This is a genomic window from Pontibacter harenae, from assembly GCF_020907245.1.
Classification (GTDB): Bacteria; Bacteroidota; Bacteroidia; order Cytophagales; family Hymenobacteraceae; genus Pontibacter; species Pontibacter harenae.
This window is the reverse complement of the sequence record NZ_JAJJWH010000006.1, coordinates 25,719-46,182: the sequence shown is the minus strand read 5'-3', so window position 1 is coordinate 46,182 and position 20,464 is coordinate 25,719. Positions and strand designations below refer to the sequence as shown.

General features: G+C 44.7%; 18 protein-coding genes. 10 read left to right on the top strand and 8 right to left on the bottom strand.

Features of this window, described 5'->3' with window-relative positions; translation table 11 throughout:
• Positions 1-472: 472 nt before the first annotated feature.
• From LN893_RS04935 to LN893_RS04925, 3 genes are all read left to right on the top strand, one after another.
• Positions 473-865, top strand: coding sequence for a BlaI/MecI/CopY family transcriptional regulator (locus LN893_RS04935; RefSeq protein ID WP_229968689.1), 393 nt, complete (start codon positions 473-475; stop codon positions 863-865).
• Positions 849-2,297 (top strand): M56 family metallopeptidase, encoded by a 1,449-nt coding sequence (locus LN893_RS04930; RefSeq protein WP_229968688.1) that lies wholly within the window; start codon positions 849-851, stop codon positions 2,295-2,297. The genes LN893_RS04935 and LN893_RS04930 overlap by 17 nt, the downstream gene beginning before the upstream one ends.
• A 114-nt stretch (positions 2,298-2,411) precedes the next feature.
• Positions 2,412-2,897 carry an energy transducer TonB gene (locus LN893_RS04925; RefSeq protein ID WP_229968687.1) on the top strand — a complete coding sequence of 162 codons (486 nt, stop codon included), beginning with the start codon at positions 2,412-2,414 and terminating at the stop codon, positions 2,895-2,897.
• Positions 2,898-3,038: 141 nt separating this feature from the next.
• On the opposite strand, the gene surE is transcribed toward LN893_RS04925, so the two are convergent.
• The gene (surE, locus tag LN893_RS04920; protein ID WP_229968686.1) at positions 3,039-3,818 is read right to left on the bottom strand and encodes a 5'/3'-nucleotidase SurE; all 780 of its coding nucleotides are present in this window, start codon (positions 3,816-3,818) and stop codon (positions 3,039-3,041) included.
• Positions 3,819-3,937: 119 nt separating this feature from the next.
• On the opposite strand from surE, the gene LN893_RS04915 reads away from it, so the two are divergent.
• From LN893_RS04915 to LN893_RS04905, 3 genes are all read left to right on the top strand, one after another.
• Positions 3,938-4,561: a mechanosensitive ion channel protein MscS gene (locus LN893_RS04915; protein WP_229968685.1), complete on the top strand. Its 624-nt coding sequence runs from the start codon at positions 3,938-3,940 to the stop codon at positions 4,559-4,561.
• Between the two features lie 40 nt (positions 4,562-4,601).
• Positions 4,602-5,042: a DoxX family protein gene (locus tag LN893_RS04910; protein WP_229968684.1), complete on the top strand. Its 441-nt coding sequence runs from the start codon at positions 4,602-4,604 to the stop codon at positions 5,040-5,042.
• A 292-nt stretch (positions 5,043-5,334) separates the two neighbouring features.
• Complete coding sequence (locus LN893_RS04905) at positions 5,335-7,095, top strand: M14 family metallopeptidase (RefSeq protein WP_229968683.1); 1,761 nt, start codon at positions 5,335-5,337, stop codon at positions 7,093-7,095.
• Positions 7,096-7,285: 190 nt separating this feature from the next.
• Here the strand turns inward: LN893_RS04905 and LN893_RS04900 are convergent, their stop codons facing one another.
• Together LN893_RS04900 and LN893_RS04895 are read right to left on the bottom strand one after the other, a co-directional pair.
• Positions 7,286-7,759: a Dps family protein gene (locus tag LN893_RS04900; RefSeq protein WP_229968682.1), complete on the bottom strand. Its 474-nt coding sequence runs from the start codon at positions 7,757-7,759 to the stop codon at positions 7,286-7,288.
• Between the two features lie 231 nt (positions 7,760-7,990).
• Positions 7,991-8,950: a DUF3078 domain-containing protein gene (locus LN893_RS04895; RefSeq protein WP_229968681.1), complete on the bottom strand. Its 960-nt coding sequence runs from the start codon at positions 8,948-8,950 to the stop codon at positions 7,991-7,993.
• A gap of 105 nt (positions 8,951-9,055) precedes the next feature.
• Here LN893_RS04895 and LN893_RS04890 point away from each other — a divergent pair, with 105 nt between their 5' ends.
• Together LN893_RS04890 and LN893_RS04885 are read left to right on the top strand one after the other, a co-directional pair.
• Positions 9,056-9,571: a cupin domain-containing protein gene (locus tag LN893_RS04890; protein ID WP_229968680.1), complete on the top strand. Its 516-nt coding sequence runs from the start codon at positions 9,056-9,058 to the stop codon at positions 9,569-9,571.
• 135 nt (positions 9,572-9,706) lie between these two features.
• Complete coding sequence (locus LN893_RS04885; RefSeq protein ID WP_229968679.1) at positions 9,707-10,339, top strand: SDR family oxidoreductase; 633 nt, start codon at positions 9,707-9,709, stop codon at positions 10,337-10,339.
• Positions 10,340-10,623: 284 nt separating this feature from the next.
• Here LN893_RS04885 and LN893_RS04880 read toward each other — a convergent pair whose 3' ends face one another.
• Both LN893_RS04880 and LN893_RS04875 read right to left on the bottom strand, forming a co-directional pair.
• Positions 10,624-12,420 (bottom strand): cellulase family glycosylhydrolase, encoded by a 1,797-nt coding sequence (locus LN893_RS04880; RefSeq protein ID WP_229968678.1) that lies wholly within the window; start codon positions 12,418-12,420, stop codon positions 10,624-10,626.
• 316 nt (positions 12,421-12,736) lie between these two features.
• Positions 12,737-13,369 (bottom strand): HAD family hydrolase, encoded by a 633-nt coding sequence (locus tag LN893_RS04875; protein ID WP_229968677.1) that lies wholly within the window; start codon positions 13,367-13,369, stop codon positions 12,737-12,739.
• 277 nt (positions 13,370-13,646) lie between these two features.
• On the opposite strand from LN893_RS04875, the gene LN893_RS04870 reads away from it, so the two are divergent.
• Together LN893_RS04870 and LN893_RS04865 are read left to right on the top strand one after the other, a co-directional pair.
• Complete coding sequence (locus tag LN893_RS04870; RefSeq protein ID WP_229968676.1) at positions 13,647-14,543, top strand: ABC transporter ATP-binding protein; 897 nt, start codon at positions 13,647-13,649, stop codon at positions 14,541-14,543.
• Positions 14,543-15,313 carry a DUF2705 family protein gene (locus LN893_RS04865; RefSeq protein ID WP_229968675.1) on the top strand — a complete coding sequence of 257 codons (771 nt, stop codon included), beginning with the start codon at positions 14,543-14,545 and terminating at the stop codon, positions 15,311-15,313. Before LN893_RS04870 ends, LN893_RS04865 begins: the two co-directional genes overlap by 1 nt.
• 253 nt (positions 15,314-15,566) lie before the next feature.
• Here the strand turns inward: LN893_RS04865 and LN893_RS04860 are convergent, their stop codons facing one another.
• The 3 genes from LN893_RS04860 to dnaG form a co-directional block, all read right to left on the bottom strand.
• Positions 15,567-16,250: a hypothetical protein gene (locus tag LN893_RS04860; RefSeq protein WP_229968674.1), complete on the bottom strand. Its 684-nt coding sequence runs from the start codon at positions 16,248-16,250 to the stop codon at positions 15,567-15,569.
• Between the two features lie 174 nt (positions 16,251-16,424).
• Positions 16,425-17,672 (bottom strand): bifunctional 3,4-dihydroxy-2-butanone-4-phosphate synthase/GTP cyclohydrolase II, encoded by a 1,248-nt coding sequence (locus LN893_RS04855; protein ID WP_229968673.1) that lies wholly within the window; start codon positions 17,670-17,672, stop codon positions 16,425-16,427.
• Between the two features lie 756 nt (positions 17,673-18,428).
• The gene (gene dnaG, locus LN893_RS04850; RefSeq protein ID WP_229968672.1) at positions 18,429-20,366 is read right to left on the bottom strand and encodes a DNA primase; all 1,938 of its coding nucleotides are present in this window, start codon (positions 20,364-20,366) and stop codon (positions 18,429-18,431) included.
• Positions 20,367-20,464: the final 98 nt, after the last annotated feature.

Here is a 20,464-nt window from a genome sequence, read left to right as displayed (position 1 = left end):
AGAAAAAGAGAAGAAGCCTATCCCAGCTATTTCGGCTTCATAAGACTGAGTTATAAATTGATATTTGTTTCTACTAAAGTGCACGTTCATTTAAGTGTTGGGGAAATTAAATATCCTTTGCAAAGCATGCTGTTTCAACAACAACACCATGTTAATACATTGATTTTTAGGCATATAAATATCTGTCTACCAAAACAGCTGCTACCTATGCTTCAGTATGATAAGAATAAGCTATGATGTGGTAACACAGGTTAATAGTATCTCATTAGATCAACTAAAAAATTAACTATACGGCATTAGTATAAATATATAAATGCCAAATTTACAAATCTTTGAAGTTATCCCCAAATAAATCAATGTAGATACACTTATTTTCAATCTTTTGAGAAAAAAATTTCTCATTTAACTAAACCTTTAGTTAAAAACTAAGTATTTAGTTATTATATTAGCTTCAGAAACATTTATACGCTATATGAAAGAACTAACAAGAGCCGAAGAAGAAGTAATGCAGATCCTGTGGAAGCTGGAAAAAGGATTTGTGAAAGACATTATTGAGCAAATGCCAGAGCCCAAGCCTGCCTATAATACCGTGTCTACTATTGTGCGCATACTGGAGCGCAAAGGCTTTGTCGGCTACACCGCTTTCGGAAAGGCACACCAGTACCACCCGCTGGTAGCCAAAGACAAGTATAAAAGTTTCTTTCTAAAAAACTTTATGAGCGGCTACTTCGGCGGTTCATTTGAACGATTGGTTTCCTTTTTTGCCAAAGACAACAACTTAGATCTAAAGGAATTAGACCAACTGATGAAGCATGTTAAAAATGATTTAGAAGACGAGGACCTAAAAGATGGAACAGCTCAGTAACTATATCTTAAAGCCAGGCCTGTGCCTGCTGGTGCTTTACCTGTTCTATTATACTTTGCTACGCAGCCAGCCTGGGCTAAAACAAAACCGTGCATTTTTGTTGCTCGCACCACTCGTTGCAGTACTGCTTCCGTTCTTGCCGTGGCCTTCACTTTTTCCTTCAGAATCATTTGTGGCACACCAGCTCCAAAGTATTCAGCTCCCGGAGGTAGTGGTTAGCTACTCCCCTGCTGCATCAGAAGCTGGTTCAGTAGGCAGCAGCCTGTTATCCATAAAAAACATGCTGCTATTCACGTACTTATTGGGCCTAGCTATTTTAGCATCACGCCTGGTGCTACAGCTCTTTAACATCAGGAAATTAATTGCAGCCAGCAAACCTGTAGCTAATCTCACAAGTTCTGCCACAGTCTTAAAAACAGAGAATGGAACACCAACCTTTGCCTTTCTGGATTATGTATTCTTAGGTGATCAGGCGCATTTATCTGAACGTGAAAAGAAACAGGTACTGACACACGAACTGGCTCACGTACAACTGCACCATACCTGGGACATACTTTACTATGAGCTGCTAACCTCTGTCATGTGGTTTAACCCCATTATCTGGTTACTAAAAAGTGAGTTGCGGGATGTACACGAGTACCAGGCAGACGCTTATGTGGTTTCTGAACACCAACCTGCACAGTACACGTCTTTGCTGGCTAAAGAAGCACTCTATAAAACAGGTGTACCAATGGGCAGCTACTTCAGAGAGCCGCAGGTTTTTAAGCGCCTGCAGATGCTGCAGCAGCGTGACAAAAAAACAGGATGGCTGAGACCTTTACTTATACTGCCACTCTTGTTTATAATGGCTACTGTTTTTTCGGCCCAGCATGCCACCGCCGACATTGCCAATTCTCTAACTGCTACCGCTAACAATCAGACAACGCAGGAGCCAACCGCACCTGCTCTAATAACAGACACTGATGCCTTAGAACCACCAGCTGCACCTGGCTCTGCCATAGCAGGCACGGCACCAAAAATGCCCCCGCCCACAGATATAACTGAAGACGTAGTGTTCCAAAAGCCTAAAACTAATGAAACACCTGAAGCTGAAGAAAAAGCTGAGCCTTATGTAAAGCCATATTCTTATGTAGAAAACATGCCACAGTTTAAAGGCGGCGATGCTGAACTGCTGAAGTACCTCGGAAAGAACATGCGCTACCCTAAGCAGGCACAGGAAGCTGGTATAGAGGGTATGGTAGTGGTGAACTTTACAGTAAACACAGACGGCACACTTTCTGATATTAAGATGATACGAAGCCTAGGCGGAGGCACTGATGAAGAGGCAATCAGAGTAGTAGAAAGTATGAGTGGCCAGTGGCAACCAGGCACCCAGAATGGCAGGAAGGTTCCCGTTAGCTTTAATCTGCCTATCCGGTTTACAATTAAATAAAATCTAATCTATAGCACCCTTCAATCCTATTACTCAGCCAGAAAAGGCTGAGGCGGCACCTTATTGCCTTTTTTAAATTAATTTAAACCTTAAAAATCATTAACCATGAAGCAAATGACATCACACAAAAACACTTTACTGCTAGCGCTCCTATCGTTTTTACTTATAGCAGTTTCCTGTTCAAAAGACGAAGACACGGCAACACTAACAGATGTATCAGAAGAAAAAGCCGTTTCAAAAGCACCTGAATTCACAAGGCCAGAAGGGGACAAACCTTATGCGTATGTAGAGAACATGCCGCAGTTTAGAGGCGGCGATGCTGAACTATTGAAGTACTTAGGAAATAACATGAAATACCCTAAAGCAGCAGAGGCAGCAGGCGAAGAAGGAATGGTCGTGCTAGGATTTGTAGTTGAAACAGACGGCAGCCTCAGCAACATTGAAGTTGTTCGCAGTGCTGGCGAAGCTTTGGACGCAGAAGCTATCCGCACCGTAAAATCAATGGATGGCATGTGGATACCTGGTCAACAAAACGGCGAATCGGTACGCGTGCAGTTTAACCTTCCAGTACGATTTAGCTTGAACCATGATAAAAAGTAATTCTAAAGAATAGGCATTTAATGCTCTTGTAGTACCTTAAAAATTGTAGCCCTTTCTAAGCTCCTCCGAAGAGGGCCAAGAAAGGGCTATATTTAGAGTGAAAGCTCTGCAACAACTTGAGTTAATTGGTTGCAGACATAGTTATTCCAACGCCCACTCATTATTCAGTCGAGCAATAGCGTGATGCGCCGTCATATCGAACTGGCAAGGGACAATGGAAATATAGTTATTTACCAAGGCCCACTCATCGGTATCCTCCCCTTTGTCAAAGTTCACAAAGTTGCCCGTCATCCAGTAGTACTTGCGGTTGTGCGGGTCCAGGCGCTCGTCAAACTCTTCCTGCCACTTAGCATGTGCCTGTCGGCATATCTTCATTCCCTTGATCGGCTCTTCGCTTTTCTTAGGGAAATTTACATTCAGCGCCGTGTTCGTAGGGATGGCGTGTTCTAACGCCTGCCTGATGATCTTCTCTACAAAAGGTATCGTATGCGAAAAATCGGCTTCGTGGCCATAGTCACAGAGCGAAAAGCCAATAGCTGGCAAGCCCTCAATAGCCGCCTCAATAGCCGCCGACATGGTGCCTGAGTAAAGTACGCTGATACTGGAGTTGGAGCCGTGGTTGATACCGCTTACCACCAGGTCGGGCTTCCGATCGCGCAGCACATGGTGCTTACCTAACTTTACACAGTCAGCAGGTGTGCCAGAGCACTCATATGCTTCCACGTCTAAATCATCAAACGCTATCGATTTATCAAGCCTGAGCGTGTTGCCGATGGTAATGGCATGTCCCATTCCAGACTGAGGACTGTTGGGTGCTACCACCACTACTTCCCCTATCTTCATGGCAACCTCTACCAGCGTTCTTATACCTGGTGAAGTAATGCCGTCGTCGTTCGAGACCAGGATTAATGGTTTAGCCATTCTACTTTTTTAAGTTGATGTATAATATAACAAACGATTTTCGTTTTCACGCTAATATACAACAACCTCCTGTTGTACATCAAGGTTTAATACTAAAATAAAGAACCGCTTAGTGTAGAATGATGATTAAGAACATAATATATGCCATACTGCTAGGTGTAGGCATGGCGGCCTGTCTTTCAGAACGGGATGGGGACGAAAGCAACTTGAACGAACCTACCCAGACAATAGCATTTAGTGATACCACCGCAACAGAAGGAGACACACCATTTCAAGCTCCCGAAAACCTGGTTATACAAAACAACAGCGTCGGCAACGTTAAAATAGGTATGCCCATCACACAGATGCGCGAGCAGGTGCCAGCAGGCTTGGCAATAGCCGACACCACGCTGAACCTGGAGGGTCAACCATTCACTGCCTACGTGTTGCACCCCAAAAACCAGGAGAAGGGAATACTGGTAGAACAGCTTTGTGAACCAGATTGCCGTGTGTGGCGCATTACGGTAAAAGGCGAGCAGTACAAAACACCGTCAGGTTTAGGCGTAGGTTCTAAGTTTGCAGAAATACAAAAAGCATATCCGATTAGCAGTGTTACGCTGGCTGATGCTGGCTTGGTAGCAGTCTCTGAGAAAGCGGGTATATCTTTTATACTTGAGAACTCACAGGTAACGCTAAGCAAGCCTAACGCTACACCTACAGACATACCCGCTAACACCCTTGTTAGAGGCATTCTGGTATATTAACTCTTTGGTATGTTTCTAAAAATTCTGTATTATTGCTGATATGGGTATACTACGTTCGCGCTACAGGTACTGGAACCTCGGGCTATTGCTGCTCCGTATCGGTATAGGTGTCATGTTTATTTTACACGGTTGGCCAAAACTTACGGGCGGACCAGAAAGATGGACTGCCATAGGCGAGAACATGGCTTTGTGGGGCCTCGACTTCGCTCCTACCTTTTGGGGTTTTATGGCTGGTTTCTCTGAGGCTGTAGGTGGTTTCTTCCTGATGCTAGGCTTATTCTTCAGGCCAACCTGTGCCCTTTTATTGATAACTATGCTGGTGGCTACTACCCGCCATGTAGTGGCAGGCGATGGCTTTGGCGGCTACTCCCATGCCTTGGAGTCTGCTATCCTTTTCTTCTCTTTGTACTTCATCGGGCCAGGTGCTCATAGCTTAGACCAGGTAATTTTTCCAGGCGAAAAAGACAGAACAACCTTTTAGTTACTACTCGTGACTTGTTTCTTTACTGGCGCAAGTGTCCGCTTATGCCTTGCCTGCCACGAAGCTACAAGGCAAAGTAGAACCAAGCTATACAGCGAGCTTTACTTTGCCTTACTTAAAACACGGCTATACCTATAGCAAAAGGCTGGATTTTGAGCCAAAGAATACTTCTGTAAGTCTGGTTTTGGAGCATACGGCAGGTAGGACACAGTAGTGCCTGCAAGGCCCTCTCTACCATTTTACCCCAAAAATGGGTAACATTACATTCTGAATTACTTCCCAAAAGATAAACATGCTGACAACGCTTTTACTAGCGGCTACACTGCTCTTTACAGGTACGCCCGACCAAACAAAACCAGACTTAAAAACACCGTACGAGAAAGGAAACGGCAACCAAACAGCCACTTACCAGGAAGCCATCGATTGGTACAGGAAGCTGGATGCTGCCTACGACGAGGTAAGAATGGTACCTTACGGCTTAACAGATTCGGGTAGGCCGCTGCACCTGGTAATTGTATCTACTGATAAGGATTTTGATCATGCTTCTATCAAGCGTAAAAACAAGCGGGTGCTTTTCATTCAGAACGGAATTCATCCTGGCGAACCAGAAGGTGTAGATGCCACCATGATGCTGGCCCGCGATTATCTGCAGGACAGCAAACGCCGCAAGCAACTAAACAATACGGTTCTGATTATAGTACCCATCTATAACATTGGTGGCTCCTTAAACCGTAACAGCCACACCCGCACGAACCAGAACGGACCTGAAAGCTATGGCTTCAGGGGCAACTCCCGTAATCTGGACTTGAACCGCGATTTCATCAAAACTGACTCCCGTAATGCCAAGCTGTTCCACCTTATTTTCCGCGACTGGGACCCTGACGTGTTCATGGACAACCACACTTCCAACGGAGCCGACTACCAGCATGTGATGACGCTAATCCCGACACAGCACAACAAACTGCACCCGACGTTGGCCAGCTATCTGCAGCAGAAAATGCTGCCAGCCCTGTATAGCGGCATGAAAAAGGACAAATTTCCGCTTGTGCCCTACATGAGCACCATCGGAGAAACGCCAGAATCAGGTACCATTGCTTTCCTGGAATCGCCGCGCTATTCTACGGGCTATGCTGCACTTTACAACACCATCGGCTTTATGCCCGAAACACATATGCTTAAGCCTTTCGACCAGCGCGTACAAAGCACTTATAAGCTGATGGAGAACATGCTGCAGATTATAGATCGCGACTCGGAGCAAATTGCAGCTGCCCGGGCCAAAGCCAAACAGCAAACACTAACACAACAGGAGTTCCCGCTTAACTGGACCCTGGATACGACCAAAGTAGAACGAATTCCTTTTCTGGCTTATCAAGCTAAACATAAACCAAGCGAAGTAAGTGGCCAGGAGCGCCTGTATTATGACCGCTCTGCTCCTTTTTCGACAACCATTCCGTATTACAATACCTTCACTCCTACTACAACAGTTAAGAAACCTGTAGCCTATATTATACCTTTTGCATGGGAAGAAGTGATTGAGCGACTGAAAAATGAAAACGTGCAGATGCGGCAACTAAAACGGGACACGACCATAACCCTGGAAACGTATTACATTACCGACTATAAAACAGGCCAGCGCCCCTATGAGGGGCATTATTTGCATACCGACGTAAAGGTGGAGCCGCGTAAGATGCAGCGTCAGTTCTTCCAGGGTGATTATGTGGTATACCTGAACCAGGAAGCCAACCGCTTTCTGGTAGAAACATTGGAGCCTCAGGGAGCAGATTCTTACTTTGCCTGGAATTTCTTTGATAGCATACTCATGCAAAAAGAACACTTTTCGGCTTACGTGTTTGAGGATTTGGCTGCAGAATACTTAAAAAATGATCCAGCTTTGCGCCAGCAACTGGAAGAGGCGAAAAAGAAAGACCCAAACCTGGCCAAAAGCGCCCGAGCACAATTAGAATTTGTTTACAAGCACACGCCTCACTACGAGTACACGCACATGATGTACCCAGTTGGCAGGCTGATGCAGGACGTGAAACTTCCGCTTTAAACGCGACACAAATGAACATCGTACTGCTGGCATGCGCCTGAATCATAAACAGCAAAAGCCACCTAACTAGGTGGCTTTTGCTGTTATTAGGAGCTACACAGGCTAAGTAAAACTTCGGCAAAAGCTGAAGGCTATACCTCTAGCGTTTACAACTATGAAGTCATGTGTCCTGTGTCTAACGTCCTTTGTCTTATTTCAAATAAGCAGAATACATCCAAACAAGCTTTTCCTGCTCTCTGATATAATCGCTCATCAGGGCATTTGTACCTTCATCATTGGCATCAGCAGATAAATTCAGGAGTTCGCGCTCGCAACGGATTAGTTCACTAAAGCCATTCAATACTTCGCGTACTGCCGCATTACCATCCGAAACATTAGATAGCTCCTTGATAGAGGCATTCTCGAGGTAAGAAGTAAAGGTGTGATACGGTGTATGGCCAAGGGTAAGGATACGCTCGGCTATTTCGTCTATCTTCAGAATAGCATCATTGTACAGTTCTTCGAACTTAGCGTGCAACTCAAAAAACTTATCGCCAGAGATGTTCCAGTGAAAGCCTCTTGCATTTATGTAAAACAACTGGTAGTTAGCCAGCAGTGCATTTAATTTTTCTGCCAATCCCTGTGCCTTGTCGGTATCTATACCAATCATGTTTTTCGTCATCATAGTTCTTTTATGTTGTGTTTAGGTTATACTTTGTAATGTAAATTCAGACTCTAACTATAATCAGCAAATGATTTACTCCATCACCTGAAGCAGAACATGTATTATAGCACAGCCTTTGATTTTTACGGCAGCGGCACAGATTGTATACATAAATTTCAAAAGCTAGTCCAGCATTATCATTTACAAGCTGCAAATCAACCACATATACACAAAGCAAAGACTACGATTTTATTACCTGAACTTGTAAGATAAGCCCACGCCAAAGGTTTCTTTTAACTGCAGCCGTGGCCCACGTGCATCTATTACACCATCTCCTGACTCGTCCACATCAATCATAATATCGTCATCATACACCATGTGCAGAAAAAAGCTGGTCGATAGGTAATCGTTCACCTTCAGGTTTAGCATATTCTCAAAGTTGATATCCACATTCTCAGGATTGTTGAGGTAATTCGTAAACAGATCGAGCTTGGACTGCCAGGTTACGTTTTTCCATATTTCATCTTTATAACGGATGTTGGCAAAACTACCGAACTCACCTCTGAATCGCTTGCCTGTACCTGCAATAGGATTTCCAGCAGCATCTGTTTGGGCACGATCTACGCCAAAGGTCCCTCTATCAGCCAGTTCCTGATCCGCTACTATGGTAAACTTTCCCGTAAAAGGCGACAGGAAAACAGACAGCTTCTCATTCGGTTTATAGTCCATACCTATAGAAGCCAGAATAAAAGCTGGAGAGAAAAAATCAGATTGTTTCGCCGTGCGCTCCTCATTGTAAGTGGGAGTTAGTTGCGTTCTCAGGTTTAGCTGTGCGGTATAAAACCAATCATCTGAAGCTTGCCTGCCATACTTTAGGTTAAGGTCAACTCGGTCATCGCTTTTGCGCACGCGTTGGTTTTCCAGTTTTACAGTTCCGTACGTTACGTTTAGCGTATTATTGATGGTGTTCTTGCCGCTTTTATAGTTAGCAAACACGTTGGCTATACCCAACACCGACAAAGAGTTTTGTCCTCCAGCTGACCAGTTATGTAGGCTCACCTGGCTAAAGTTTATAGTTCCTGTGCCGCCCCAATCCCACAGTTTGGCAACAGTTACGGTGTCGGCTTGCGTGGTATCCTGGGCAAAGGCTCCTGAAACACAGCTAAATAAAAGAAGCGTAAAAAGAGCTGAATTACGTAAAATTCTTACCATTAGGCTAAATTAAGGTTGAAGAAATGCGTATGCATTGGTAGCAAAATCTCTCAAAGTTACAGGTAAACCCTAAAAATGAAATAACAATTGTCGCTCAGCCTTACTATGCAAAATTTACAAGCAAAACCGTTACACTTAAAGCCCAACAAAAACATCCCGAACAACACAATTCTCCCCTTGTTACTATACCAACAAGTCTTTTCTAGTAGTGAAAACCTGGAAAGCCAGTTTAAGAAAGCTTTTGAGGGAAATGGCTGGAGCGGCACCTGGGTTAATGGGGTGTTCAACTACCATCACTACCACAGCACTGCACACGAGGCATTAGGCGTACTAGCAGGCTCCGCTACTATTATGCTTGGCGGCCCTGACGGAGAAGAGGTAACCCTAAAGGCTGGTGATTTGGCAGTGCTACCTGCTGGTACAGGCCACTGCTGCAAAAGCGCCTCACCCGATTTTAAGGTGATGGGTGCTTACCCCAAAGGACAGGAGAACTACGACATTTGCACGGTTGACGATGACGTAGAAGAAAAGAAGCAGAACATTGCCCAAGTAGCACTGCCTGCTGCCGACCCAGTTGGAGGAAAAGCAGGCCCCTTGATGAAACTTTGGGGACAACAGTAGCTTATCATATCCTAGCAGGATTAAAATGCTTCCAAACACAGCTGATGTTACACTTCATTTTGGATTTTTAACAACATATGAGCACCTAACGGAGTAAATTCAATAGCACAAAACTTGAACACAAGATAATAACCTATGAAAATACTTATTGCAGGAGCACACGGAAATACAGGAAAAATAATGGTAGAGTTGCTGAGCAAAACCACACAGCACGAGTCGTATGCCATGATCAGAAAAGAAGAGCAGTCCGAGGAATTGAAGAAGTTAGGGGCTAACCATATCGTACTAGCTGACTTGGAAGATGATTTAACAGAAGCAGTAAAAGGCAAGGATGCAGTCATTTTTGCGGCAGGCTCTCAAGGTAAAGATGTAATAGGTGTAGACCAGGAAGGAGCAAAAAGACTTATAGATGCTTCTAAAGAAGCGGGTGTTTCTCATTTTGTAATGCTTAGTTCTTACAGCGCCGATAACCCACAGGGGCAGCTCGAAAACTACCTGAGAGCAAAAGGAAACGCAGACGATTACTTACTCGAAAGCGGCCTAACTTACACAATCGTCCGCCCAGGTAGCCTGAGTTTTGAGGCACCTACTGGCAAAGTAACCATAGCCCGACACTTTGAAGAAAGAAAAGAGACACCCATACCGCGTGCAGATGTAGCACAGGTCCTGCTTTCCTGCCTGGATGTGGAAAATGTAAAAGGTAAAATATTCGAGCTTTTTACAGGCGACACTCCCATACAGGAAGCACTGGAGAAGTATAGTGGCTAATTGTAAGTGGCTAATGATAGCTTGCAGCGTAGCACAAGCAGTAAAAGTTGCTTTTCCTGAAGGCAAAACCTGGCGCGAGCGTCAACGTTTGTGTCTACTATCTTTAGGCCTCTAGCCTGTAAAACCACAGAAAACGGCAGAGGCTCTCAGCAGAAAAGAGGCAAGCACTCACATGGGTAAACCTATAAAACACCAGCCTTACCCTCAAAAACAAAAAAGGTAACAGCAAGTGCTGTTACCTTTTTTGTTTTCACCTTCTGCAGCATGCCAGAGGCATCGGAGTACTACTTTCCTGACTTTCGTTTCGCTTTCTTGCCAGTTGCTGCCTTGTCACCTTTTCTTTCGAACTGTAAGCTATTCAGGCTAAACTCACCGCTTTGGGCTTTTACACGTAAGGTATTTTCTCTTTTTGCTAGCGAAACTCCTGAAATCTGTACTGTTTGCCAGTTCTGCTCTCCGCCTGTTTCTGGCACTGCCACAGCATTGCTCACTACCGTACCGTTTTGCAACACTGCTATTTTGCCTGTACCTCTTTCAGAAGCCACCTGAAGTTGTAAATCGTAAACACCATGCTGCTCAGCCTGAACCGTGTACTGAAGCCACTCGCCTGCTTCCATATTGCTCACATAGTGCGCTTCATACTTCTCCTGACCTGATTTTATGTCCACGCCATCGTTGCGATAGGTATGCCCTTTGTTCCAGGGAGTGCGGTCGCCGCCAGTAGAGATATAATAATTAGCCGTGTCCTTATCGAAATAAGCATAGCCGTTTCGGCCCATGTCGTAATCTTCAGCGTTTATAACAGCGCTGGCTCCTATTGTATGATGCTTAAAAGGCTTTGTTTCATTGGAGTACACCTGCCTGAACATAGCATCGATAACATCTTTGTGATAGATGCAATTCTCCAGTTTGGAGTTTTCAGCCAGCTGCATAAATGCCTGGTATGCTTCTGCCTCAGTTGGCTTTGTACCTCCGCCTCTCCAATAGTCCAGCACCTTTTGGTAGCCAGGGTTCACTTTTATCTCCAGCGGGTTATTAAAGCCCAGTTTCTTGAGCGGCCACCAGGCCCAACCAATTTTGTGTTGTTCCAGCAATTGAATGGCGTCCCTAAACCACAATTTTGAGTTCTCGCCTGTCTCTCCTAACCAAATCGGCACGTTATACTTCTCACGTGTATCCAGCATATTTTGTATAGCCTGCTGGTTGTTGTAGTTCCAGTATTTATGGTAGCTAAGCACCATGTTATTATCCCAGGGCGGCAGTATATTGCTGTAGTTGTTGCCCCAGCAGTTGCCTTCAATTATGACGATGTGCTTCTGGTCTACTTCTCTGATGGCATTCGTTATCTCCACCATCAGTTTTTTCAATGGTTCGTTTAGCTTTTCATCACATCCGTTTTTATCAGCAGGATTTTCGAAGCCCCAGTTCGGCTCATTGATGATGTCGTAGCCACCAATCATCGGCTCGTCTTTATACCTCTGGGCCAGCTTTCGCCAGAGCGCCACTATCTTTTGCTGGTTCGCCTCACTTTCCCACAACGATGGTTTAGAGGTATCATAATCCGATATGTTAGCATCGTGGCCTTGTCCGCCTGGGGTAGCGTGCAGGTACAGGTTGTTGGCTTTGCACCACTCCAGCAGCTGGTCGGTTATAGTGAAACCATCCTCACGCCAGGTAACTTTTCCTTTTACAGGCTCTTCTTCAATAGGAGGTGTAAAAAGCTTATAGTGCATCGGCAATCGCACCGAGTTAAAGCCCCAGGCTGCCAACGAGTCAATATCGATTTTGCGGGTATGGTTGGCGAGCCAGGCATTGTAAAACTCCTGCGTTTTCTCAGGTCCTACCAATTCTTCTACTTTAGCCCTGATCTGGTACTGCGGCCCCGCAATTCCGTTTAGCTGCAACATATAACCCTCCTGCAGCATCCAGCCGCCCAAACCCATACCTCTAAGGACTACCTCCTCTCCTTTCTCATTTACTATGCGTTTACCATCGGCCTTTAAAAAACCTTGGCCATAGCTGTTAGGCAGTAGGAGGAATAGCAGGAAAAACACTGTACAAAATTTCGTAAAGTTTTTCATAAGATTAATAGTAGCTTATTTATGATAGAAAGTAGGGTATTGTGCGTGTAGAGCTTTCAGCAGGCATTGCAGTAGTCAATTTATCTATAGTTCTAACAGCATTTTCTCTAATGAATTGAGGTGATACAAGATACTAGACTTTTCATCAGTATTTACCTCTAATCAAGCATGCTAGCTCCTTTCAGCATACGTATTTGATACACCATTGCTACTGTTTGGGTACTGCTCTTAAAAAGGGGTACTACAAAAAAAGCCATGCAATGCATGGCTCTTTCCTATAGCTCCTTCTGTAGTATACAGCTTCTGTAGTATACAGCTAAAATAGCTTCATCAGATCTGATACTTTTTCAAGCTTCGTTTCCCAACCGCTTTCTACAGTTCCAAAACCATAGTCTGCCAAAATAAATGGCACCTCGGCTTTTTTTGCAGCTTCATAATCTCCCATTGTATCACCTATATAAACGGGGCTATTTAGGTTGTAATCAGCTACTACGTCTTTAATATTCTCTGCTTTAGGACGATTTTTGGTGCCATAGCATTGATGACCTTCAAAAAAGTGAAGCAGGTTATGGTGCTCCAGAAAACCTTCGATATAACCTACCTGGCAGTTGCTTACAATAAACAACCTATACTTAGCCTGCAGATACTCCAATGTCTCCAGTAGCTCAGGATACAAATCGCCACCGTACTTGTGCACATACTCCAGCTCTATCTTGCCACATAATTTTCTAAACTCCTCCGCCTTATCTTCAGGCAAAGAAGGAAAAAGCTTGTGGTAAATAGCATCATAAGGCATTCCTGCCGTTGCCCGAATGTCTTCCTGCGTAACTCTATCTTTTACATAATCTACCTGGTTTGTGCCTTCCTGCCACGCTTTGGCTACTGTTCCCGTTGAATCCCAAAGGGTGCCATCCAGGTCGAATATGATGCTGTCTGTATTTTCTAACATGCTTCTGATTTAACGTTTAACATCTTCCCATACCTCCATTTCTAGATTGGGGTTTAAACAAAGATACCACATTTCGTTATTCGTTGATTGTTATTCGTTGTTCGTGTATTATGTTTCGTGCTTTGTGATTGGTTGATAAGGATGATAATTCATAATTCATAATTCATAATTCATAATTCATAATTCATAATTCATAATTCATAATTCATAATTCAATGAAAGCCCTATATTTGTTAAGGCTGCTATGCAGGCAGCACAATATTTAACCTAAAAGTAAGTGGCAGAAGTACTAGATATCAACAGTCTCTCCAAACGATATGCCGCTATTCAGGCTGTAAACCAACTTTCCGTAAAAGTAGAACAGGGCAGTATCTATGGTTTACTTGGACCAAACGGAAGCGGTAAAACAACAACGCTGGGCATGGTGCTGGATGTAATTAAAACAACGGCTGGTACTTATTCTTGGTTTGGGCAACCGAGTAGCCGTGAAACAAAGCGCCGTGTGGGAGCGCTGCTCGAAACTCCTAATTTCTACCCCTACCTTACCGCACAAAAGAACTTAGAAGTTATAGCAGATATCAAAGGCGCTGATAAAGCGAACGTAAATCGTGTACTGCAGCTCGTGGGGCTAGAAAGCCGAAAGAGTAGCTCGTTTAAAGGATTCTCGTTAGGCATGAAACAGCGATTAGCATTAGCCGCTACTTTACTCAACGACCCTGAAGTGCTGGTATTAGACGAGCCAACAAACGGCCTCGACCCTGAAGGGATAGCCGAAGTGCGTGAACTTATACTTCGCATTGCCTCCGAAGGTAAAACTATTATTTTGGCAAGCCACCTGCTAGACGAGGTAGAGAAAGTTTGTACCCATGTGGCAGTACTACAACGCGGGCAGCTAAAAGCCGAAGGCCCAGTCGGAGCCATTCTTTCTGCCAAAGACCAAATACTGATCAGTGCACCTAACTTGCCAATAGTTACAGAAGTACTACAGCGCCTGCCGTTTATAGAAGCTTTCAAACCTGAAAAAGACACCGTTGTGCTCACTTTAAAAGACGGCTACAGTAGTACAGACGTGAACAAAGCCATGTTTGAAGCGGGCATTGTGCTATCGCAGTTGGTGGTACGCCGCAAAAGCCTGGAGGCACAGTTTCTGGAAATAATCAAAAGCCAATCCTGATGAATTTACTTCGAATAGAGTTTCGGAAAATACTCCCTTACAAAACTGTTTGGGTGATACTTGCCATTTATGTGGTACTCATGGTGCTGGTGCTGAATGCCAGCAGTGGTATAACTATAAATGGCAGACAATTAGGTGCCGATGCGTTTCAGTTACCTGGCGTTTGGCAGCGGCTAAGCTTTCTGGCAAGTTTTTTCAACCTGCTGCTAGGCATTCTGATCATTGTGCTCGTGTCGGATGAGTATAGTTTCAGGACACTGCGGCAGCAGGTAATAGATGGCCTTTCGCGTGTTGAAATTGTGTTGGCAAAGTTTTATGTCATATTAGCCGTGGCTGCCTTTAGTACTATCTTTTTGCTGCTGTTGGGCTTATACTTCAGCTTGCTTTATAGTACTGATCATTCTGTGGATGCTTTCTTCAGCCAGATAGATCACCTTTCTTACTACTTCGTTCAGGCAGTAGCGTACATGGCGCTGGCCATGCTCTTTGCCTTTCTGATAAAGAAAAGCGGCCTCGCCATTATAGCATTTATCGCTTATGCTAAAATCGTGGAGCCGCTTGTTCACCTTAGAATACCTGATACCGTGGATAAGTACATGCCCATGAAAGCTCTTGGCAGCCTTACCCCTATGCCTGGCCAAGACCTTATCGACCAGTTTACCACGCCCACCGAACAACTTACCCCTCCATGGGCCGCGGTTGCTGGCTTGTTCTACATCGGGCTGTTTCTGTTTCTTTCCTATAGTCTGCTAAAAGTACGTGACTTATAATTAGGCTAGTACACATCTAATTTAATTCTTAAAGTAAAACTATCCCCTTGAGGACAAGCAAGAACGAGAGTTTGTAGATTGTGAGCACAGCTCAGTAGGGGTGTCGAAACCCTCAGAAGTTGTAGAAACAGTTCATAAAAGCAATTATCAGCAGTAGTAAACGCCCTTATTGCTTTGCCAGCAACTCTAAAGCTCTCGCTTCAGGTTGTCCTTAAGAGGATAATTCTCTTCTAAAGATTAAATTGGAGAAGCACTAGTTTAGCCCGTTATAGTATTCCAGAATGCTTACCAAGTCCGTTGGTCTGTCGTAGCTAAGCCTTTCATTTTTAACAAACGTTTTTACCTGCGATGCTTTATTCCCGAATGCCCTGAGGAGATCCCGCTTTGTTTTGCGAAGTGTCAGCACGTTGCCGTCTGGCATCAACAGGTAGTAAAGCTCTCGAACTTCTTCTGTCATTTGGCTGCCACTGTAGTAGTAAGGGTCGTAGTAGTAACTTGAGGCAAGCAACCTGCTGCTTCTGCTAATATCTCGCTGCACATAGGCCTCACGCATCACCAATGTAACGTTGCCAGGACTCAGCTGCTCAAAAAAAGTTGGTCTCTTAAAGTTTGAGTAATCTTTTCCCTGGTCCCACATAAGCGATACAAATACATGAGGCTGATCTTTGAAGCTGTCTTGCGCTATAAAATATTGCACATTAACCGGGGACAAAGCACTAACAGTACCGTCGCTGTGCAAAACATTAATAACATCATCTTTTCTATAGAAGGCAATAGGCCCTCGCAGTGTATCTCCAGTTGTTAAAACAACCATGCCGTTAGGCCACTCCTGCACATCTATTCTAGATCTAAGTTGAGCCGCAGCCTCATCAGAAGTAAACATAAATAGTATACCCAACAGCAAGCTAAGTGTACCTTTCATCAATCCCTTTTTCATGTTTTCATAGTTTAATTTTCACCAGTACCATCTTACCTTGAGCACTTTAGCTTTTATATTGTAGTCATTTATCGCTTAAAGGTTTCTCGTTTTAAGAGAAACACATAAACAAAAAGCCTGTACAACGAAAATTGTTTTCATTGTACAGGCTTTTCTCCTTTAGTTTAAATTTTACTAGCGGTCCAAGGTCAGGTTTTTAAGTATTTCATGACCAAGCTTGTCGCGTTTTGTCGTTAAGTACTTTCTATTGTGCTCGTTAGGCCCAATCTCAATCGACACACGTTCTACTACCTGCAGGCCATAGCCTTGCAGGCCAGAGCGCTTCTTTGGGTTGTTAGAAATCAGCTTCATTTTGGTTACACCTAAATCACGCAGAATCTGGGCACCAACACCATAGTCGCGTTCATCCATTTTAAAGCCCAGTTCCAGGTTTGCTTCTACCGTATCCATGCCCTGCTCCTGCAGTTTATAAGCTTTAAGCTTGTTTATAAGCCCGATGCCTCTGCCCTCCTGGTTCATGTACACAATAACACCTTTGCCTTCTTTCTCTACCATGCGCATTGCCTCATGCAACTGAGGACCGCAGTCGCAGCGGCAGGAGCCAAAAATATCACCTGTAACGCAAGAAGAATGTACTCTTACCAACACAGGCTCTCCTTCTTCCCAAGTTCCTTTCACTAACGCCATGTGCTGCGCTCCATTGCTTCGCTGCGTAAAGGCATAAAGATCAAAATCTCCGAAGTCAGTTGGCATTTGCACCACAATCTCACGATCGATAAGGCTTTCTGCCTGCAGCCTATACTTAATCAGGTCTTTGATCGTGATGAGTTTCAGATTGAACTTCTCCGCCACCTGAATCAGGTCTGGCAAGCGAGCCATGGTGCCATCTTCGTTCATAATCTCAATGAGCACACCAGCAGGCTTCAGTCCTGCTAAAAGGGCAAGGTCTACGGCGGCTTCGGTATGCCCAGAGCGGCGTAGCACACCTTCTTTCTTCGCCTTTAACGGAAAAATGTGCCCTGGCTTACCTAGCGAAGCAGGATCTGTAGCAGGATCGGCAAGTGCCTGGATGGTTTTGGCTCTATCTGATGCAGAAATACCCGTAGTGCAGCCGTGCCCAAGCAAGTCTACCGACACCGTGAAAGGAGTTGCATGCAGCGCCGTGTTGCGGCCAACCATCAGTTCCAGCTCCAGTTCGTCGCAACGTTCCTCTGTAAGGGGAGCACACAATAACCCACGGCCATGCGTTGCCATAAAGTTTACTATTTCTGGGGTAATCTTCTCTGCTGCACAGATAAAATCACCTTCGTTTTCCCGGTCGTCATCGTCCACCACAATTATAATTTTGCCTTGGCGGATATCTTCGATGGCAGCCTCTATTGTATCGAAAGGCCTTGTTACCTCCATTTCATTAGCTTCCATGTTATCTACATTATGCCTACCAATACTATACTTATAGCATGGCTAGCTGTTATTTGAATGCGGCACAAATTTACGAAAAGTTTATACCGTAACCTTTCATTTGTTTAGATAACACATTTCGTCGGATTTTAGTTGTTGCAGAAGATGAATAGCAGCGGTTTCGCGGGCTGCTAAGCTTGTGCTGAGAAAGGAAAAGCCTAACTGTAGGAGCGACTGCTGTTCACTTTGCTGTAGGGGCCGTTCATTCTAACAACTTTGTCATCCAGAAAGGATTTTGTTAAAAGAGCTCCCCCGCTAGTAGAAAAGGCTTAACCTCCCTTCAACCAAGTTTCTTAACAGAATGACAGTAAATTCAAATTTACTTTAGGAGAAAAAGTCCCCCTTTGAAGCTAATCTTGTAGGGAAAAATAACTTACCGCAAGATTTCATCTTGTGGTTAAAATGGGGTAAGTTTTCAACTTTCGTGGAAGTGCTGGCTGGAAAATTTCGCTACGCAAGTTGAAAACTTGCCTCATGAAAAGCTCCAAGTTGAAAACTTGAAGCATGTTATCGGGTTTTAGGAGTTAAATAGGGGATGTCACATTTAACCCTACAAGATTAGCTTAAAAGGGGAACAAAAACGCAATACTTGTTAAGAGTTTAGATGAAGCGGCCCTACTCTGGAGGGAACCTTGGAGCTATGATGCCATCCATAGCTAAAGAAAATAATTTACCTGCTTCAGATTCTGAATGTGGGGCAGATACACAAAGTTAGAGCTATCGGTTCACCACAATACCCAGCATGTCGCCAAGCTGGCTGTATAAAGTTGTTAGGTTTCGGATAAACTGCAGTTGCCGCATTTGTTCCTGTGGGTCGGTTACAAGCCTAAGCTTCTCCATTTCGGTTTTAACCATCAGCCCCACATTGCGCCACTTCAGCCGCAGCACGGCACGCTCAGCTCCGTAAGGCAAAAGGTCTTTTTCTGTCGGAACAAATATATGGTGCGTTTCCCAATTGTGGCTAAGCTCATGCGGGTCAGAAAGCAGGTTTGTAGCTTCGGTTCGGATATCCTGATCTGGAAAGTTAATAAAATCCTCGGCGGTCGGAATGACACCTGTACATAGCTTATCCTTTACCAGCACCAACAGCCGCGCATATAATGGCGTTTTAAATTCCACATCCTCCAGCTGCTCCAGCATATACTGGCAGGTCGTCATGCCTTCCTCCAGAATCTGATCGGGGTAATTCAGCAGCATGCGCACAATCTCCCGCTCATACCGCTTCAGCACGTCCACATCAGACTCCTCTTGTTCTGGCTCAGGCTCTAGGGTAGGAAAAGGGGCATCATACTGTTCAAAAGAAGCATCAAAGCTGGGGCTACCCGTTTTTGGCTGCTGTCTGCGGTCCTGTAGCTGTATCTTGTTATACTCCGATATCAGCGCCTGCTCATCAATATCAAAAATAAGGCTGCAGCTTCGGAAGAAAACCGTTCGCTTAATAGAGTCAGGAATCTTGGCTATAGAAGCCACAATCTCTTTTATGGCCTCCGCTTTCTTTACAGGATTGCCCTTAGCCTCTTCGGCATAAAGACTTGTTTTAAAAGAAATAAAATCCTGTGCATTCTGCTCTATAAAAGCCTTAAAAGCCGTATCGCCTACTTTATGGATGTAAGAGTCTGGGTCTTCTCCCTCTGGGAAAGTTACCACACTTACATTCAGGCCACTCTCCAGAATCAAGTCTATACCGCGCAAAGAGGCTTTTATACCAGCCGCATCACCATCGTACAAAACGGTAATATTTTGGGTATAGCGTGAGATAAGTTTGATCTGCCCTTCTGTAAGCGAAGTACCCGACGAGGCCACCACATTCTCAATACCGCCTTGGTGCAGCGAGAGCACGTCCAGGTAACCTTCCACCATGTAGCACATATCCTGCATGCGGATCGCCTGCTTCGCCTGAAACAAACCATAGAGCACATTACTCTTGTGGTAAATCTCAGACTCAGGCGAGTTGAGGTACTTCGGGCTCTTCTTGTCGTTGGTTTTTAGGGTACGGGCACCAAAGCCCACCACACGCCCCGAAATATTATGAATCGGAAACATAACGCGGCCACGGAAGCGGTCATACTTTTTGCCGTCTTCCTTGGCGATGGTCAGGCCAGTAGCTTCTAAATACTTTTGCTGAAAACCTGCTTTCAGGGCCGTATCTGTCAGGTCGGACCAGGCATCTAAACTATAGCCTAGTTCAAACTTGCGGATGGTGTTGCTGCCCAGGCTTCGCTGCTTCAGGTAAGACTGCCCTATCCCCCCCTGCTCATGCTGATGCAGGTTCTGCTGGTAGTGATTGTTAGCAAAATCTGAAACAATGAAAAGGCTGTCTCTTTCGTTCTGCTCTTTTGCGTATTCTGGATCAGCCGTTTCTTCTGGTATATCAATGCCATACTTCTTGGCCAGGTACTTCAGCGCTTCAGGAAAGCTGGTGCCTTCCACATCCATGATAAACTGCACAGAGTTACCCGCCTTGCCACAACCGAAGCATTTATAAATGCCCTTAGCTGGCGACACTGAGAAAGAAGGTGATTTTTCGTGGTGGAACGGGCAACAAGCCCACATGTTCTGCCCCTTTTTCTTCAGCGACACAAAATCACCAACTACCTCCGTTATATCGGCTTGGGCTAGAATCTGGTCAACTGTTTCTTTTGGAATAAGGGACATGGCGTTGAAAATGGTAAAAGGGTTACAAAGATAACAATCTAAGCCTACATGTGAAGGTTGTTCACGGGAAAGTAAAGCTAAACTTGAAAATCCTGGGG

Excerpts from the sequence above, each read along its gene's own strand:
- LN893_RS04900 (WP_229968682.1), bottom strand. The coding sequence starts at position 7,759 with ATGATGACGAAAAACATGATTGGTATAGATACCGACAAGGCACAGGGA.
- LN893_RS04875 (WP_229968677.1), bottom strand. The coding sequence starts at position 13,369 with ATGTTAGAAAATACAGACAGCATCATATTCGACCTGGATGGCACCCTT.
- LN893_RS04910 (WP_229968684.1), top strand. The coding sequence starts at position 4,602 with ATGGGTATACTACGTTCGCGCTACAGGTACTGGAACCTCGGGCTATTG.
- LN893_RS04890 (WP_229968680.1), top strand. The coding sequence starts at position 9,056 with ATGCAAAATTTACAAGCAAAACCGTTACACTTAAAGCCCAACAAAAAC.
- dnaG (WP_229968672.1), bottom strand. The coding sequence starts at position 20,366 with ATGTCCCTTATTCCAAAAGAAACAGTTGACCAGATTCTAGCCCAAGCC.
- surE (WP_229968686.1), bottom strand. The coding sequence starts at position 3,818 with ATGGCTAAACCATTAATCCTGGTCTCGAACGACGACGGCATTACTTCA.
- LN893_RS04925 (WP_229968687.1), top strand. The coding sequence starts at position 2,412 with ATGACATCACACAAAAACACTTTACTGCTAGCGCTCCTATCGTTTTTA.
- LN893_RS04885 (WP_229968679.1), top strand. The coding sequence starts at position 9,707 with ATGAAAATACTTATTGCAGGAGCACACGGAAATACAGGAAAAATAATG.
- LN893_RS04865 (WP_229968675.1), top strand. The coding sequence starts at position 14,543 with ATGAATTTACTTCGAATAGAGTTTCGGAAAATACTCCCTTACAAAACT.
- LN893_RS04930 (WP_229968688.1), top strand. The coding sequence starts at position 849 with ATGGAACAGCTCAGTAACTATATCTTAAAGCCAGGCCTGTGCCTGCTG.
- LN893_RS04905 (WP_229968683.1), top strand. The coding sequence starts at position 5,335 with ATGCTGACAACGCTTTTACTAGCGGCTACACTGCTCTTTACAGGTACG.
- LN893_RS04855 (WP_229968673.1), bottom strand. The coding sequence starts at position 17,672 with ATGGAAGCTAATGAAATGGAGGTAACAAGGCCTTTCGATACAATAGAG.
- LN893_RS04880 (WP_229968678.1), bottom strand. The coding sequence starts at position 12,420 with ATGAAAAACTTTACGAAATTTTGTACAGTGTTTTTCCTGCTATTCCTC.
- LN893_RS04895 (WP_229968681.1), bottom strand. The coding sequence starts at position 8,950 with ATGGTAAGAATTTTACGTAATTCAGCTCTTTTTACGCTTCTTTTATTT.
- LN893_RS04935 (WP_229968689.1), top strand. The coding sequence starts at position 473 with ATGAAAGAACTAACAAGAGCCGAAGAAGAAGTAATGCAGATCCTGTGG.
- LN893_RS04915 (WP_229968685.1), top strand. The coding sequence starts at position 3,938 with ATGATGATTAAGAACATAATATATGCCATACTGCTAGGTGTAGGCATG.
- LN893_RS04860 (WP_229968674.1), bottom strand. The coding sequence starts at position 16,250 with ATGAAAAAGGGATTGATGAAAGGTACACTTAGCTTGCTGTTGGGTATA.